11 protein-coding genes are annotated in these 17359 nt (G+C 27.4%); 10 read left to right on the top strand and 1 reads right to left on the bottom strand.

From position 1 onward, the window contains the following. Positions 1 to 42 precede the first annotated feature (42 nt). From BT997_RS12660 to BT997_RS12650, 3 genes are read left to right on the top strand one after another with little or no spacing between them, the layout of a single operon-like run. Complete coding sequence (locus BT997_RS12660; RefSeq protein WP_072682315.1) at positions 43 to 1962, top strand: cache domain-containing protein; 1920 nt, start codon at positions 43 to 45, stop codon at positions 1960 to 1962. Then, on the top strand, positions 1962 to 4562 hold the full coding sequence (locus tag BT997_RS12655; protein ID WP_072682314.1) for a PAS domain-containing protein: 2601 nt from the start codon (positions 1962 to 1964) through the stop codon (positions 4560 to 4562). Before BT997_RS12660 ends, BT997_RS12655 begins: the two co-directional genes overlap by 1 nt. Further along, positions 4563 to 5690, top strand: a complete 1128-nt coding sequence (locus BT997_RS12650; RefSeq protein ID WP_072682313.1) for a response regulator — start codon at positions 4563 to 4565, stop codon at positions 5688 to 5690. Here BT997_RS12650 and BT997_RS12645 read toward each other — a convergent pair. Further along, positions 5687 to 6409: a response regulator transcription factor gene (locus tag BT997_RS12645; protein WP_072682312.1), complete on the bottom strand. Its 723-nt coding sequence runs from the start codon at positions 6407 to 6409 to the stop codon at positions 5687 to 5689. The two genes, BT997_RS12650 and BT997_RS12645, sit on opposite strands and share 4 nt — an antisense overlap. Positions 6410 to 6548: 139 nt before the next feature. Between BT997_RS12645 and BT997_RS12640 the strand changes: the two genes are divergently transcribed. The 7 genes from BT997_RS12640 to BT997_RS12610 form a co-directional block, all read left to right on the top strand. Further along, positions 6549 to 8324 carry a TolC family protein gene (locus BT997_RS12640; protein WP_072682311.1) on the top strand — a complete coding sequence of 592 codons (1776 nt, stop codon included), beginning with the start codon at positions 6549 to 6551 and terminating at the stop codon, positions 8322 to 8324. A gap of 15 nt (positions 8325 to 8339) precedes the next feature. Continuing rightward, a complete protein-coding gene (locus BT997_RS12635; protein WP_072682310.1) occupies positions 8340 to 10499 on the top strand; it encodes a type I secretion system permease/ATPase in 2160 nt (719 codons plus the stop codon). After that, a complete protein-coding gene (locus BT997_RS12630; RefSeq protein ID WP_083568733.1) occupies positions 10492 to 11985 on the top strand; it encodes an HlyD family type I secretion periplasmic adaptor subunit in 1494 nt (497 codons plus the stop codon). Before BT997_RS12635 ends, BT997_RS12630 begins: the two co-directional genes overlap by 8 nt. A gap of 19 nt (positions 11986 to 12004) precedes the next feature. Continuing rightward, positions 12005 to 13348, top strand: coding sequence for an ankyrin repeat domain-containing protein (locus BT997_RS12625; protein WP_174247242.1), 1344 nt, complete (start codon positions 12005 to 12007; stop codon positions 13346 to 13348). An 8-nt stretch (positions 13349 to 13356) separates the two neighbouring features. After that, positions 13357 to 14118: a WG repeat-containing protein gene (locus BT997_RS12620; RefSeq protein ID WP_072682308.1), complete on the top strand. Its 762-nt coding sequence runs from the start codon at positions 13357 to 13359 to the stop codon at positions 14116 to 14118. A gap of 45 nt (positions 14119 to 14163) precedes the next feature. Then, positions 14164 to 14964: a sensor histidine kinase gene (locus BT997_RS12615; RefSeq protein WP_072682307.1), complete on the top strand. Its 801-nt coding sequence runs from the start codon at positions 14164 to 14166 to the stop codon at positions 14962 to 14964. Between the two features lie 173 nt (positions 14965 to 15137). Continuing rightward, the coding region (locus BT997_RS12610; RefSeq protein ID WP_072682306.1) for a DUF5801 repeats-in-toxin domain-containing protein at positions 15138 to 17359 on the top strand (2222 nt) is incomplete at its 3' end.

The following is a 17359-nucleotide window of genomic DNA, read 5'->3' as shown; positions in this document are numbered from 1 at the left end:
AATATATAATTAATTATTGAAAATAATTTTTGAAAGCAAACTATGCAGTATAAAAATGAAACTCAAATTCTAAATCTTATAAAATATGGTCCTTCATTATTTATCTTAATTATGCTTATTATAGTAACTTCTTTTTTATACTTTGAAAAAACAAATAGTTTTGAAATTGAAAAAATCAATTTACAAAATGAATATAGAGAAAATCGTAAAAATGAGATAAAAAATCGAGTCTATAGAACATACGATTTTGCTGTAAAAACTATAAATAAAACTGAAGCAGAATTGAAAAAATCACTAAAAGATGAAGTTTATCAAGCATATTCTATTATAGAAAATATTTATAATCAAAATATTGATAAATCTAAAGAACAAACAATTAAAATGATAAAAGATGCTCTAAGAACTTTAAGGTTTAATGATAATAGAGGATATTTTTTTATTTTTGAATTAGAAGGAAAAAATATTTTAAATGCGGGTTTTCCTAATCTTGAAGGTAAAAATCTTTGGAATTATCAAGATTTAAAAGGAACCTATCTTCTTCAAGAAATGAATAAAATATTAAAAAAGAGTGATGAAACATATTATAGTTGGTATTGGAATAAGCCAACAGATAAAGAGAAAGAATATAAGAAGGTAGGATTTTTTAAAAAGTTTGAACCTTTTAATTGGTTCATCGGTACAGGAGAATATGAAGATGAATTTAAAAACTCTATTGAAAATAAGATATTGGGTCACATAAGAGATATTCGCTTTGAAAAAACAAATTATATATTTGTAGTAGATTATAAAGGGAATTCACTTGTTCACATAAATCCTAAGTTTGAAGGTAAAAACTTTTTAAATATGAAAGATTTAGCAGGTCATCAAATTGCTAAAGATGTTATATCTATTGCTAAAAAAGGAGAAGGATATTTACAATATCCAGGAATATTTAATCCAGAAAAAGAAAATATAGAATTAAAAACTTCCTTCATAAAGGGTTTAGAGGATTTAAATTGGTCAATTGGGACAGGTTTTTATGAAGATGAATTAAAGGCGATGATTGAAAGAAAAAGGATAGAGTACGATAATAAATATGACAATTATATAGCTAATATGATACTAATTTGTATTCTTATAACTTTTTTATTATTATTGCTATCAAAATATATTTCAGTGATTTTGGAAAAAAAATTTAAAAACTATCAAAAAGAGATAAAAAAACATATAGAAGATAATACTAGACAACATAATTTACTTTCTCAAAAATCAAAAATGGCAGCAATGGGAGAAATGATAGGAAATATAGCACATCAGTGGAGACAGCCTTTATCTTCCATATCAACTGCTGCAACAGGGATGAAAGTACAAAAAGAAATTGGAGTATTAAGTGATAAACTTTTTAATGATTCTGTTGATGGAATAATGGAATCAGCAACTTTTTTATCTAGAACAATAGATGATTTTAGTAATTTCTTTAAACCAGATAAAGAAGAGAATTTTACTAATATAAAAAAGCTTTTTCAAAAGGCTATTAAATTAGTAAAAGCACAATATCAAACTAAAAATATAGAGATAATTTATAATATTGAAGATATAGATTTTCTTACACTTGAAAATGAATTAATACAAGTGATTCTAAATATATTTAATAATTCACGTGATGAATTGGTAAAAATTGAAAATGATAGTTTTCGAAGATTAATATTAATAGATGCTTTTGAAGAAGATGGACAATTAATAATTTTAATAAAAGATAATGCAGGAGGTATTCCTACTGATATTATTTCAAGAATTTTTGAACCATATTTTAGTACTAAACATCAGTCCCAAGGTACAGGAATTGGGCTTTATATGAGTGAAGAAATTATCGTAAAACATTTAAAAGGAAAGTTAGAGGCTTTAAATGAAAGCTTTGAATATGATAATATAAAATATCAAGGTGCTACTTTTAGAATAACATTAGATATGAAAGAAAAATAATGACCAAATTAAAAGCTATTAGTTTAACGATTCTTTTGATTATAATAGGTGCTTTTTTATCAGCTTATTATGTTTATGTTTCGGTTAACTCACAACACGATTTATCTAAAAAAATGCTATTGCAAGAAGCACGTGCACATTTTGATAATATTGTTGTAACAAGAAGTTGGAATGATAAACATAATGGGGTTTATATAAAAGCAAGAGATGATTTAAGACCTAATAAATATTTGTTGGATAATCATGACTATACTGAAAATGGAGAGCTTCTTGTAAAAGTGAATCATTCTTGGATGACAAGACAAATATCTGAGTTATTAAATATTAGAAGTAAATATAATTATAAAATCACTAGTTTAAATCCATTAAATCCAGATAATCGTGCAAATAAATTCGAAAAAAAAGCTTTAGAAAAATTTGAAAAAGAAAAAATTCTTGAATATTCGGCTTTTAATAAAAGTGGAACAAAATTTAATTATATTGGAGCACTAAAGGTTACTCAATCTTGTTTACAATGTCATGCCTTACAAGGCTATATGTTAGGAGATATTAGAGGAGGAATTCGAGTAACAATTCCTACTTTTGAGTATAGAGATTTTAATAATCAAATAGAGGTGAAAAAAAGATATATTTATATGTTTATTATAATCATTTCTTTGATATTGGCTTTAATTTTGATTTGGTTTATAAATAGTATTTTTTCGAAGCATGAAACAATTATAAAAATGTCTAAGAAACATGAAATATTATCTCAAAGATACGAATACGCGATTAATGGTTCTTATGATGGTTTATGGGATTGGGATTTATTAACAAATAAAGTATACTTTTCAAAAATTTGGAAGGGTATGTTAGGTTATCAAGAACATGAGTTAGCAAATTCTTTGGAAACATGGGAATGGCTAGTGCATCCTGATGATTTTGAACAAGCTAGACAAGATATAAAAGCTAATCATGAAGGTAAAACTCATTATTATGAAAATATTCATAGATTAAAACATAAAGATGGTTATTGGGTTTGGATTTTAGATAGAGGAAGAACTATTTTTGAAGATGGTACTCCTATTAGAATGGTTGGTTTTCATACTGATATTACAAAACAAAAAGAGTTAGAACTTACATTAAAACAGAGTCAGAAGAATCTTGAAAAAGCTGAAAAAATGGCAAACCTTGGTCATTGGCGATTAGATATAAAAACGAAAAAACTAATGGTTTCTTCTTCTATAAAAGATATTTTGGGTCTTGATGAGAAGGATAAAATAGATGTTAACGATTTATTAAAGACTTTAGTACATGATGATGATAAAGAGAGAGTACTGAATAAATATTTAAGTTCTATTAAAAAGGGAAAACCTTATCGAATAGAATATAAAATTGTGAGAAAAAATGACAAAGAAATAAGGTATGTTGATTGTAATGTGGAACACATAAAAGACAGAAATGGTAAAGATATCACTTCAATAGGAACCATCCAAGATGTAACAGAATTTGCATTAGTTCAAAATGAATTATTTATTTTAAGACAAGCCGTGGAACAAGCACCAATTACTTTTGTAATTACAGATATTGATGGATACATACAATATGTTAACCCAGCATTTACCAAAGTAACAGGATATAGTGCCCAAGAAGCAATTGGTAAAAATCCAAGAATTTTAAAATCAGATTTTATTGAAGATAAAGAGTATGCTAATCTTTGGCAAACAATATCAAATGGTAAAACTTGGAGTGGAACTTTTAGAAATATTGATAAAAACGGAGAGGAGTTTTGGGAGTTAGCTTTTATCTCTCCTATAATTTCTGAAAAAGATAATCAAATAAAAAACTATTTAGCTATAAAACAAGAGATTACAAAAGAGGTTTATTTAAAACGAGAGTTAAAAGATAAAGAAGAATTAATGATTGCCCAATCTAGACACGCTGCGATGGGGGAAATGATTAGTATGATAGCTCACCAATGGAGACAACCAATATCTGTTGTTGGAATGGGTGCAAATAATATACTTGCTGATATAGAACTTGATATGGTTGATAATGAAACTTTAAAAGAAAATGCTGAAGATATTATAAATCAAACTCAATACTTGTCTCAAACTATTGAAGATTTTAGAAACTTCTTTAAACCAGATAAAGAGAAAGAGATATTAACAATTAAATCTATTTTTGCTGAAGCTTTAGGAGTTATTGGCAAAACTTTAGAAAATAATAATATTGAATTAGAAGAAGAATATAGTTCAGATGCTAAAATTGAAACTTTTTCAAGGGAAGTTCTTCAAGTATTTATTAATATTATTAAGAATGCAAAAGAAGTATTAATTGAAAATAATATAGAAGAAAAAGTTATAAAAATAAATGAATATTTAGATAAAGATAAGGTTGTCATAGAGATTAGTGATAATGCGGGAGGAATTCCTAAGCATATTCTTGAAAAAATATTTGATCCATATTTTACTACAAAAAATGAACTAGCAGGGACAGGTTTAGGTCTTTATATGTCTAAAACAATTGTAGAGAAACATTTAAATGGAACGATTAGAGCCTACAATAAAGATGATGGTGCATGTTTTGAAATAGTGTTTAAAGCTTATAAGGAAGAATAAATGTCAGAGTTAGTTTATTTAAAAGAAAAAGCCAATAATTATAGTGTTTTAGTAGTTGAAGATAGCATTCATATTCAAAAACAGATGAAAAACTTTCTAGGAAAGTTATTTAAAGAAATTTATTTAGCAGAAAATGGTTTAGTAGGATTAGAAGTATTTAAAGAGAAAAAACCAAATTTAGTTTTAACTGATTTAACTATGCCAAAAATGGATGGACATGAGTTTGTAGAAGAGTTATTAAAAGTTTGTCCTAAATCTAAAATTATTATTGTATCTGCACATGGTTATGAAGAGAATGTCACAAAATTTAAAAATATGGGAGTTGTTGGTTTTATACAAAAACCTATAGATTTTCCTTTTTTAATAAAATCTTTAATAAAAGCTATAGATGAATTTGAATCAGAGTTAATAGATAATAATTCAAAAGATATAATCTTTGAGAATAAAACTTTAGAAAAATTAAATGATATTAAAAGAAGTGGAGAAAAAATTGAGTTAATAAATTCATTTAAAGGCTTACCTTTAGTGCATGTCGCTTTTATTAGTAATATGACTAGTAATACGATATCTTTGCAAACTGAAGCAATACAAGTAAAAGCAATAAGATATGAAAAAAGCACGATATTAGAAGTCAATGGAACTTTTATTCAAGCTAGTCTTTATGATTATAATGAAAAAAATCAAGAGTTAGTTTTTAAAGATTTTATAGAGTTAGATATATGTAAAAGCGATATTATGGATTTTACAGTAGGTCCTGATGAGTTATTTAATGCATCAATTTTTTATAATAGTGAGAGATTTTCATATGAACCAGTTGCGTTATCAAGTAAATCAATTTTGTTTGAAACTAAACATTTTAATGAACCGTTTACTATTGGAGATGAGGTTGATATTGTGATGGGCTTTACTACAGTATATAAAGCTGCTTATGAAAATGAAATTATACATAAAGAGAGATTAACTTGTAAAGGTAAGATTTTGAAAATCATACAACTTCCAGATTCTCTTACTAAAGTTATGTGTTCATTAGATTTTAGTTTAGGAAATAAAAAGATTTTAGAGAAATATATTTATCAAAGAGAAATGAATTTAATAGAAGAATTTAAAGAATTAAAATTTAATTACTAAGTAAATTGTATTCTAAAACCAACTCCAGAAATATTGTTAATAGTATTTTTGCCTACTTTTTTTCTAAGTTTGTTTAATACATTTTTTAAAGCAGAATCTGTAACTTCGAAATTATCATGCCATACTTCTGTTTTAATCTCTTCGTGTGAGATTACTCTTTGATTATTTTGAATAAAATATTCTAATAAATCAATCTCTTTTGCAGTTAAATCTATTTCTATATTGTCATTTTTTGTATAAAGTTTTTTATGCATTACATTATATGAGATGTTTTCTTCAAAATCTACAATATATTTTGCATTGTTTATTATTTCTTGTGAAGCTTTTAAAAGTGCTTCATTTAATATATTAAAGTCAATAGGTTTAATTAAATAATCAACAAGCTTTAGTTTTGTAGCTTCTAATAAATAATTTTTTTCAGTATACGCAGTCAATAAAATAACGGGAATGTAACAATCCATTTCGCGTATCTTTTTTATGAAGTCAATACCACTTATTTTAGGAAGATTAATATCTGAAATAATTATATCTATTCTATTCTTATCTAAAATTTCCACTGCATCTTCAACTTTTTCTAAAGAAAAGACTCTATTTACGAGTAGCTCCAAAGTTTTTGCAATATTTTCTCTTATATTCTTTTCATCTTCTATATATAAAACGTTGAGATGTTTTAGCATAATTTTAAAAGAATTTTTATTATTTTTGTCCAATGTAACCATATTATAAACTTTTTATGATAAAATATAGGAAATTATATAATAAAATAATTTATATTGCAAGGAAAGTTAATCTAAATATAAGAAAAACTTAACTTTTTATATAAATTTGGGGTTATAAATTCTATTAGGGGAGAATTACATGAAACAAAGAATTGCCTTAACAGGTCTATGTCTGTCACTGCTAGTTAGTTCATCTTATGCGGTAAGTTTAAGGGATAGTGTAGAAAAAGCAATAAATACAAATCCAGATATTATTGCTGAAAAGAAAAATCAAGAAGCTTATAGAAAGTATGTAGATGATAGGGAGGGCTTATATTTGCCAACTCTTGATATTGAGTCTTATCTTGAAAAGAACAGAGTTAAGAAAGATTATGATGATGATTCAGGTCTTACAGATACTAATACAACTGAAGATGGATATAATGCTGCAATTATCTTTAGACAATATTTATATGATGGAGGTTCAACACCTGCTCAAGTTGCTGAAGTAAAACATCAAGAATTAGCAAATAAACATAGAAGTTTCTATGCAATTGAAAATACAATTCTAGAAACAGTAAAAGCTTATAATGGTTTAGTTCAATCTGATGAAAAGTTAGCTTTAACATATGATATGATTAAAACACAAGAAGAGAATCTTGTTACTGCAAAAGAAAAAGAAGAGATTAGTGGTGAAGTTTTAGAAACATATCAAGTAAGTTCAAAACTTAATTTTACTACGGATAAATATATAGAAGAGCAAGATAGTAAAGAGAGTGGTATTGCACAATATATTAAATATGTTGGAGAAGAACCAACTGGAACTATTTGTAGACCAGCTATAGACGAAACTAAAGTTCCTGAAACTTTAAAAGATGCTATAGAAATTGCAGTGATTAGAAATCATAGAATTTTAGAACAAATTGAAAGAATTAAACTTCAAAGAGAAAAAATTGCTCAATATGATGCAAGATTTTTACCAAGTTTAAATTTAGAATTAAAAGCTTCTATTGATGATGATTTAGAATTAGATGAACAAGGTACTCAAAAAGATAGATATGCTAGATTAAATCTTAACTGGAATTTATTCAATGGAAATAGAGATAGTATTAGATCTGAACAAGAAACTATTTTCTTACAAGAGCAAAAGAAAACATTAGATGAAATTACAAATGATGTAGTTGCTGAAATCAAATCTTTATATAGCAAATTCTATAAAAACAAAAAAAGAATAGAAGCTCTTAAAAAATATGTTGTAGCAAATGTAAATATTGTTGAAGTATATAGAAATGAGTTTGAAGCTGGTACTAGAACATTTGTTGATATTTTAGATGCTGAGAGTGAATTATATAATTCAAGTACTAGTTTAATTAACATGGAATATGCAGCATTAAATAATTATTATGATTTAATGTTTAACTTGTCTCAATTAACTGATACAGTTCTATCTTCTGCTAACCAAATCTGTGATAATGTTGCTCCAAGAGTATTAGATTATACACCAAAAGAACAAGATAAACAAAGTACATCAGAATTAGATGGATTAATTAGTAATACAGATAGTTCAATTATTAGTGAAGAATTAGGTTTAGATACAGAAGTTACAGAAAAAGCTTCAAGTGATGCTATGAAAATGGCTACGTCAGAATATAAAACATTTTTAGATGCACCTAAAAGTTATTATACTATTAATGTTGCTACAAAAAATGGTATGGCAGCAGCTAGTAAATATATAAAAGACAATAATCTTGGTGATGATGCTTATGCATTTGAATTTGGACCAAGTATGAGTAGTGCTAAAATTTTATATGGAGTTTATAGCTCAGTTAAAGAAGCTAAAGCAGCAATGAAATCTTTAGGTTCAGCAGTATTAGCTAATAAACCTTATATTGATAACATTAGTAAGCATCAAGCTTTATACGCTAAGTACAATTAATACTAGAGGCATAATTTGCAAGATATAAAAGAGACAGAAAAAAATCTTAACACCCTAAAAGATAGAAGAAAAGTAGATACGCTCTTAGAGTGTCTACTTTTTCTTGCAAAATTTCATAAAAGAGAAACTTCTGCTGAGTCTTTGAAATTTGACTTACCTATTCATAATAGATCTTTTGATGTAGATATGTTTGTACAATCTGCAGGAAGAATAGGATTAGTAAGTAAAATAGTAAAAAGAAAAATTAATAAACTTACAAAATTAGCCTTACCTGCTGTTTTAATTTTAGAGAAAAATAGATCTTGTATATTATTAGATTATGATGAAGAAGAAAATTTAGCAAAAGTAATAATGCCAGGGCTTAGTTCTGGGGAAACAGTATTGACTTTAGATAAATTAAATTCAGAGTATACAGGTGAATTAATTATTATAAAACCTGAATTTGATTTTAATAATAGAGTAGAAAAAGAGGTTTTAGTAGAAAATCCAAAAGAATGGTTTTGGGGAACACTATTCAGAAATAAAGGGATTTATAAGCAAGTTATAATAGTATCACTTTTTATAAATCTTTTTATATTGGCAACTCCATTATTTACAATGAACGTATATGATAGAGTTCTTCCTAATAATGCAGTTGAAACATTATGGGCTTTATTTATTGGTATTACATTTGTAATGGTATTTGATTTTATTTTAAAATTACTAAGGTCATATTTTTTAGGAATTGCTAGTAAAAGAACAGATACTATAATTTCAAATAAAATATTTAATCATGTTTTAAATATAAAGATTGATTCAAAACCAGCTTCAACTGGACAGTTTGTAAGTAGATTACAATCTTTTGAAAGTGTAAGAGAGTTCTTTACTAGTGCAACTGTAGCAGCTTTTGTAGATTTTCCATTTGTAATTATTTTTATATTAGTAATTTTTTATATTGGTGGGCCATTAGCTTATATCACAATTGCAACAGTTTTTATATCTTTATTGATTTCATGGTATATGCAAAGACCTCTTAAAACACTTATTGAAAAATCTGTAAAAGAAGAGCAGATTAAGCATACAACGTTAATTGAAGCAGTAACTGGTTTAGAAATTATCAAAAGTGTTAGAGCTCAAAATAGAATGAGAACTAATTGGGATCAATCAGTAAATAAAACTGTACACTATGCAGATAAAGGTCATTTTTTATCTCAAACAATTACTTATTTTACTGCTTTTATTTCTCAGTTTTCGAATATTGCTATTGTTGCTGGTGGAGTATATTTAGCAAGTGAGGGTGAAATAACAATGGGTGCAATTATTGCAGCTATGATATTAAATGGAAGAGTTATTGCCCCTGTTTCTCAACTTGTAGGGTTAATTATAAAATTTGATAAAACAATGTTATCTTTAAATAATCTTGATGAAGTTATGAAAATGCCTGTTGAAAAAGAGAATAAAGCATATATTAACAGACCTGATTTAAAAGGTAAAATAGAATTAAAAGATGTGATGTTTTCATACAAAGATCAGAATCATCAAACTATTAAAAATTTAAATCTTACTATAAATGAGGGTGAAAAAGTTGCTATTTTAGGAAAAATAGGTTCTGGAAAATCTACATTATTAAAATTAATTTTAAATTTATATGAACCAAAAAGTGGTTCAGTTTTAATCGATGGTGTTGACACAAGACAAATTGATCCTATTGATTTAAGACATGCAGTAGGTTGTGTACCACAAGAGCCATTTTTATTTATGGGAACTATTAAAGATAATATTACAATTGGAGAACAATACGTAGCTGATGAAGAGTTACTAAAAGTTTCTAAAGTTGCTGGCTTAGATGAATTTTTAGGAAAACATGAAGCAGGTTTTGATTTAATGGTAGGTGAACGTGGTGAAGGCTTAAGTGGTGGTGAACGTCAATCAGTAACTTTAGCTAGAGCACTTATCTCTAATCCAAATATTTTAATGCTTGATGAACCAACAAATGCAATGGATAGACAGACAGAAAAAGCATTTATTAATAAAATTGAAAAAATTATTGGAGAAAAAACATTAGTAATAGTTACACATAAAACTTCTTTATTACAATTAGTAGATAGAGTAATTATTATAGAAAATGGTGAAGTAGCTTTTGATGGACCAAAAGAAGAAGTTTTTAAATCAAATATAGGTGGTAAAAATGGATAATAAAAATCAATTACCACAGGATATTGAAGAGAATAAAATGACAAGTGATAACTTTGATAATAATTCTACATATAAAGAAGCTTCTGAAAAGCTAAAAACTAAAAAGAGAGTTGGATGGCTAGGAAGAATGTATGGACTTTCAGATGAAGAAGATGAAGATTTAGATTTTGTCTATTCAAGCTATTCAAATGCAAATGAACAACCAAATAGAATATCAAATTTTGTTTTTTTATTTATAACACTATTTTTTGCAGGAGCAATAACGTGGGCTGCCTTAGCTGAGATTGATGAGTTAGCACGTGGAAATGGAAAGGTAATACCTTCTGATAAAATTCAAAGAATCCAATCACTTGATGGTGGTATTATTTCTGAAATTTTAGTAAAAGAAGGACAGATTATTAAAAAAGGTGCTTCTTTAATGAAGATTGATACTACGAGGTTTCAAGCAACTTTAGAAGAGAGTAAACAAGAGTATTTAAGTTTACTTGCTGTCAAAACAAGACTTGAAATAGAATCAAAAATTGATGTAAGAAAAAAATTACCTAAAATAGTTTTTCCAAAAGAAGTATTAGAAGATCCTTCAAGATATGATAAATTAGAAAAGAATTTACTTGAAAGTAGATATAAAGAATTAAAATCATCAGCAAGTGTTTTAAAAACTCAATTAGGTCAAAAAAGACAAGAATTAAGAGAAATTAAAAATTCAATTAAAAACTTAAAAAAGAGTTTTTCTTTAATAAAAGAACAAAGAGTTCAAATCCAGAAGTTAGCACGTAGAGGTGTTAAATCAAAATTTGACTTATTGAATATTGAAAGAGAATATACAAATGTAAGTGGAGATTTAGAAGCTGCACTTTTATCTGTTAGAAGATCAGAATTAGCTATTTCAGAAGCAAATAATAGAATATCTGAAAGATTAAATGCTTTTAGAGCAGATGCTTCTGACTTATTACAAAAAACAGCAAGTTTGATTAATAAATTTGAGGCAAAATTAGTTGGAGATGAAGATAAAGTTGCAAAAACAACTATTATATCTCCAGTTGATGGAATTGTAAAACAACTTAACTTTAATACAATAGGAGGTGTAGTTCAATCTGGTATGGATTTAGTTGAAATTGTTCCACAAAGTGATATATTACTTGTAGAAGCAAAAATAGATCCTAAAGATATTGCATTTATTAATCCAAGTCAAAAAGCAATTGTAAAAATCACTGCGTATGATTTTTCAATTTACGGTGGGCTTGATGGTAAAATTGTAGAAATATCAGCAGATAGTATCGTAGATAAAGAATCTAAGGAGGGAAAGAGTTATTATAGAGTTATTGTCAAAACAGAGAAGAACTATTTAGAAAGAAATGGAAATAAACTTCCAATTATTCCAGGTATGATTGCAAGTGTTGATATTATAACTGGAAAGAAGACAATATTGGATTTTATTTTAAAACCTATATTGAAAGTTAAACAAAATTCATTACATGAAAGATAAATTAAAAAGGGAGACAAAAATGAAAAAATATTTATTTGGATTAAGTGTTGCAGCATTAATTGTTTTTACTGGTTGTACAGCTAAAAATGAAAATGCAATGAGCGACAAAGGAAACATGGCACAAGGTAATAAAATTACAGGTTTAAGTCATAAAGACATTTTAACTGAATCAACAATTCACGATGCAGTTAGAGTAAATGATTTAAAATTAGTTAAATTTTTTATTGATGAAAAAATCAATTTAAATGAAAAAGATAGATTTGGTTATACTCCATTACATTTAGCATCTAGATTTAACCATTTTGATGCAGCAACTATGTTAATAGAAAATGGAGCAGGAGTTAATAGTATTGATAAGTATGGTGATACGCCATTAATTGACTCTACTAGAAATGGTTATACAAATATGTCAAAGTTATTAATTTGTAATGGTGCATCAAGAGATGTATTAGACAAATATGACATGTCACCTTTACATTATGCATCAAAAACAAATGATGTTAAAATTGCACAACTGTTAAGAGCTGAAAATGTTCAAGCTGAGTGTACAGAAAAAGTTATGGCTGAAGCACCAGTAGCACAAGAGCAATTTTATAATTTAATTACAATTGACGATTATAAAGTAATCAATGATAATACACCTCAAATTTGTGGTAATGTTCTTGATTCTGATGTTCAAAAAGTTCAATTATCATTTGATGGTGGACAATCTGTAATTGATGGTAACATTGATGGTAACAGATGGTGTGCAGATGTAGAAGAAAAATTAGCAAATGGTGATTATACAGCACAAGCTATGGCAGTTAATTCAGCTAATCAAAGAGGAAAAGCTGAAGATGATTTAACAATTCACGTATTAAATGACTTATATAATGCATTAAATAATGAATTTGGACCAGATTTCTCTGATTGGAATGCTGAATTAGATGAAGATACATTAACTTTTAGATTTAAAAATCCAGCGCTTATGTTTACAAGAGGAAGTAGTAAAATTAGAACTCAATATAAAGAGATCTTAAATAGCTTTTTCCCAAGATATATCAATATCCTAAAAGATTATGAATCTGAAATTGTAAGTGTAAATGTTGAAGGACATACATCTTCAAGATATAGAAGTGCTCCAACACCTGAAGCAAAATTTGAAAAAAATAGAATTTTATCACAAAAAAGAGCTGATACTGTACTAGGTTATATGTCTAATATTAGTGATCCTGCTGTTTCTGATAATAAATTATTTATCAAGAAAGCATTTGTTCCAGAAGGTAAGTCTTCTTCTGAATTAGTTCTTAATGAAGATGGTTCGGAAAATATTGAATTATCAAGAAGAGTAGAATTTAGAATAGAAACTGATCCAAATAAATAAGGATATAAATGATGTTCAAAAAAGTTTTAATAACAACTTCATTAGCAGTGCTATTCTTCACTGGTTGTTCAACTAAAGAAGAAGTTGCAATTGTTAATGAAAAAGGAAAATATGGGGCTTTAGAAAATAGTAGTGAAGTAATAATTAAGCCTGTATATGATGAATTATCTAATTTTGATGATAGAAAAAATAAAAATATCAAAACAGATCATCCTCATATAATCAATTTACATTGGCTTCATAACTATTATGGCGATGATTATGCAATTGCAGAGTATAAAGGAAAATATGGAATCGTAAATAAGGATAATGAAATGGTTGTAAAACCAATTTATGATTCTATTACGAAACTATTTAATGGTTTCTCTGTGATTAAACTTGATGAAAAATTTGGTTATTTAAATGATGAATTTGAAGTTGTTCAAAAACCAATTTTCAGAAATGCTAGAGAGTTTTTAGGTAAGGTAGCTTTTGTTCAATCTAATGCAAATGGCAAATGGGGTTGTATTACAAAAGATATGGACCTAAAAATAAATGATGTGTATGATGAAATATATAACCTTCATAATGGTTTTGCAAGAACTGTTAAAGATGGTAAATGGGGATATATCAATGATAATTGTAAAGTTGTAGTTGAACCTAAATATGAATATGCATATGATTTTTCTAAAGGTTATGCAAAAGTTGTTGGTAATGGACACGTTGCATATATTAATGAAGAAGGTGAAAAGATTACTAAAACAATCTTTTCACGTGGAGAAAATTTCTAATTTATGGTGGGTCTCCCTACCATAAATTGATAGTATCAATTTATTATGAGACAAACTAAATTAGACGATTTTCTAGAATTAGAGGAACAAAATAAAGAATTAGAAAAACTTGTTGCTGTCGAAGTTGAAAAAAATAGGCAGAAAGACAAGATTATGTTTCAACAAAATAAAATGGCTTCAATGGGAGAAATGTTAAATAACATTGCACACCAGTGGAGACAGCCTTTGATGGAACTTTCGTCTTTATTTATCCCAATTCAAGCAAAGCTTGATTTTGACTTAGAACTTGATAAAAAAGAATTAAAAGAATCTATTTTAAAATTAAATGACATAACAAAATATATGTCAAATACAATTGATGATTTTAGAGACTTTTTCGCAACTACTAAAGAAAAAGAGAAGTTTAAATTATCTGAACAAATAAATGCTTCACTTAATATTATAAGTTCAAGTTTAAAAGCAAATAATATTATGCTTGAAATTATAATTAAGAAAAACCCAACACTTGTTGGATATAAAAATGAATATACTCAAGTACTTATAAATATAATAAATAATGCAAAAGATATATTAATTCAAAGAAAAATCAAAGACCCTAAAATAATAATAATTGTTACTGAAACAAAAAAGGATGTTCTTATTTCTATTGAAGATAACGCTGGTGGCGTCAATGTAGAGCCTATTGAAAATATTTTCAAACCTTTTTTTACTTATGAAAAAAAAGGAGGAACAGGGATTGGATTATTTATGTCAAAACTAATAATAGAAAATAATATGAATGGAAGACTCTGGGTAGAAAATACAAAAGAAGGAGCACTTTTTAAAATAATTACTCCAAAAAATTAAAAATAATTTAGTTATTTTTATTACTTTCTAAATATATTACTAGGTAAAATTCCCAAAAAATGGCCACTTGAATTATCATTTATTAAAAATTATTAAATTTATATATAGAGACTTATTAGAGACTTTTTTTATATATAATAAGGTATAAAAGAAAAAAATCAAAGGATATAGTCATGATCAAGTTGATAATTAAGAACCCAGACGGTTCACAAACTACGAAAGAGATTACTCAGGATACAACACTGAGTCCAAGTGCAGGACAACAGTTTTATTTTGATAATACGGATGGAAGTAGAAAATATACTTTCAATCTAAGTGATGGAGATGAATCTGTTGAACTTATTTTTGCTGGAAATGGTGAAAGACTAGTATTAAACCTAAAAGGTATGGCAGAATTAATTAAGCAATCTGATGATGCAGTTAATGAAAATACAAAAACCGTTCTAGGTATCATGGATGATAATGATGGTATGAAAGAACTTAATGAAACTGCATTAAACAATGATTTTCAGGGTGATAAAGTAATTAGTGAATTAAAAGAGTTATTAGCTGATACGACAAATCCTGATGAAGATTACCAAAATGGTATTATCATTGATGACTTTGGTGCTTTACTTGAAAGATTAGATGCAGCAGCAGCTGGGGGAGAACTAGGACAAGGTTCTGGTTTCACTAATGATACTATTGATCCTTCAGGACAAGTATATGGTGTTGATGGAAGAGGTAGAGGTACAACTGTAGATCCTAATGACCCTAATGGTGAAATTGAGAGTGGAGAGAATAATACTCCTATTATAATTGGAGATATTGGTACTGTATTTGAACGTGGTTTAGTTAGTGCAAATAATGATGAATTTTATGATGGAAGTTTTAGGGTTGAATCTCCGGATGGTATAGGAAGTATTACAATTGGTGGACGTGTATTTACAGAAGCACAGTTATTGGATACAAATACAACAGAATCTACTAATATTCCGACAGGAGAAGGAAATATTGTAATTAATGGATATACTCAAATATCAACTGGAGTAGCTGAAATTAGTTATACTTATGAATTAATAGATAATTTAGAACATGACGATGAATTAGCTGATGGAAGTGCTACAAATGATGATGTAAATAATATCATAGATACTATATCTATAACAGTAGAAGATCCAGATGGAGATACTGCAAGTGCACAATTAGTAATTAATATTATAGATGATGTTCCAAATGCTAATATTTATTTCAATGAAAATGAAATACCTACATTAGTAACAGATGATGAAGATACAATTGGATCAAATAGTGATACTGCAACAGCTTCATTTGCAAGCTTATTTACTGATGACTCAACTTATGGTGCAGATGATAATACTGGCGAAACTTCTAAAACTATTGACTATACATTATCAGTAACAAGCGCAGTAAGTGGATTAACACATGAAGGTTTACCAATTGTATTATCAGTAAATGCTTCTGGAGTAATTGAAGGTAATGTAGCAGGGATTTTAGAACCAATTTTTACAGTTTCTGTAGATAGCTCAGGAAATATTACATTAACACAGAATGCAGAAATTGACCATGTAGGTGAATTAGTTGATGGAGATGCAACAAATAATGATGTAAATAATATTGGATTAATACAAGGTAATGTAATTTTAACAGCAACTGTAACAGTAATAGATAGTGATGGAGATCTTGGAACAGGCTCAGATTCATTAGATATTAGTTCAGCAATTAGTTTTAATGATGATGTACCTAAAGTTAATAGTGAAATTGTATCAGCTGAAGAAATATTAGTAGATGAGTCTCCTGTTCCAACAGATGGTGATGGAATTAAAACTGCATTTGCAAATTATGCAGATAATTTTGGACCAGTAAATTATGGAGCAGACGGAGCAGGAAGTGTATCTTATGCATTAGTATTAACTGGAACAGATGTATCTACTGGAATTTATGCCTTAGGAATAAATGGAGCTAAAGGTACAGAAATAGTACTTAATCAAGATTTAGGAACAGGTATTATAAGCGGTACAGCAAATGGTATAACATATTTCACAATTAGTTCAGATGTAAATGGAAAAGTGACATTTACACAAGTAGAGAATGTATGGCATTCTAATACAACAGATCACGATGATGTCTCAGTATTAAATGCAGCAAAAGATGCTTTAGTATTAAAACAAACAATAACAGATTTTGATGATGATGAAGTAAGTGCAAATTTAGATTTATCTCAAAATGTTTTTAAAATTGAAGATGATGGACCAGATGCAGGATTAAATGCAACGGTAGTAACTGATAAACAAGCTAATAATATAACATTAACAGTAGATGAAACTGAAGGAGTGGATTCTCCAGCAGATGATAATGGAGATAGATCTTCAAAAGCAGATTTCTCAAGCCTATT

Source organism: Arcobacter sp. LA11 (assembly GCF_001895145.1).
GTDB lineage: Bacteria > Campylobacterota > Campylobacteria > Campylobacterales > Arcobacteraceae > Halarcobacter.
This window is presented reverse-complemented; position numbering and strand designations above follow the sequence as displayed.

Excerpts from the sequence above, each read along its gene's own strand:
- BT997_RS12660 (WP_072682315.1), top strand. The coding sequence starts at position 43 with ATGCAGTATAAAAATGAAACTCAAATTCTAAATCTTATAAAATATGGT.
- BT997_RS12615 (WP_072682307.1), top strand. The coding sequence starts at position 14,164 with ATGAGACAAACTAAATTAGACGATTTTCTAGAATTAGAGGAACAAAAT.
- BT997_RS12655 (WP_072682314.1), top strand. The coding sequence starts at position 1,962 with ATGACCAAATTAAAAGCTATTAGTTTAACGATTCTTTTGATTATAATA.
- BT997_RS12650 (WP_072682313.1), top strand. The coding sequence starts at position 4,563 with ATGTCAGAGTTAGTTTATTTAAAAGAAAAAGCCAATAATTATAGTGTT.
- BT997_RS12640 (WP_072682311.1), top strand. The coding sequence starts at position 6,549 with ATGAAACAAAGAATTGCCTTAACAGGTCTATGTCTGTCACTGCTAGTT.
- BT997_RS12620 (WP_072682308.1), top strand. The coding sequence starts at position 13,357 with ATGATGTTCAAAAAAGTTTTAATAACAACTTCATTAGCAGTGCTATTC.
- BT997_RS12630 (WP_083568733.1), top strand. The coding sequence starts at position 10,492 with ATGGATAATAAAAATCAATTACCACAGGATATTGAAGAGAATAAAATG.
- BT997_RS12625 (WP_174247242.1), top strand. The coding sequence starts at position 12,005 with ATGAAAAAATATTTATTTGGATTAAGTGTTGCAGCATTAATTGTTTTT.
- BT997_RS12645 (WP_072682312.1), bottom strand. The coding sequence starts at position 6,409 with ATGGTTACATTGGACAAAAATAATAAAAATTCTTTTAAAATTATGCTA.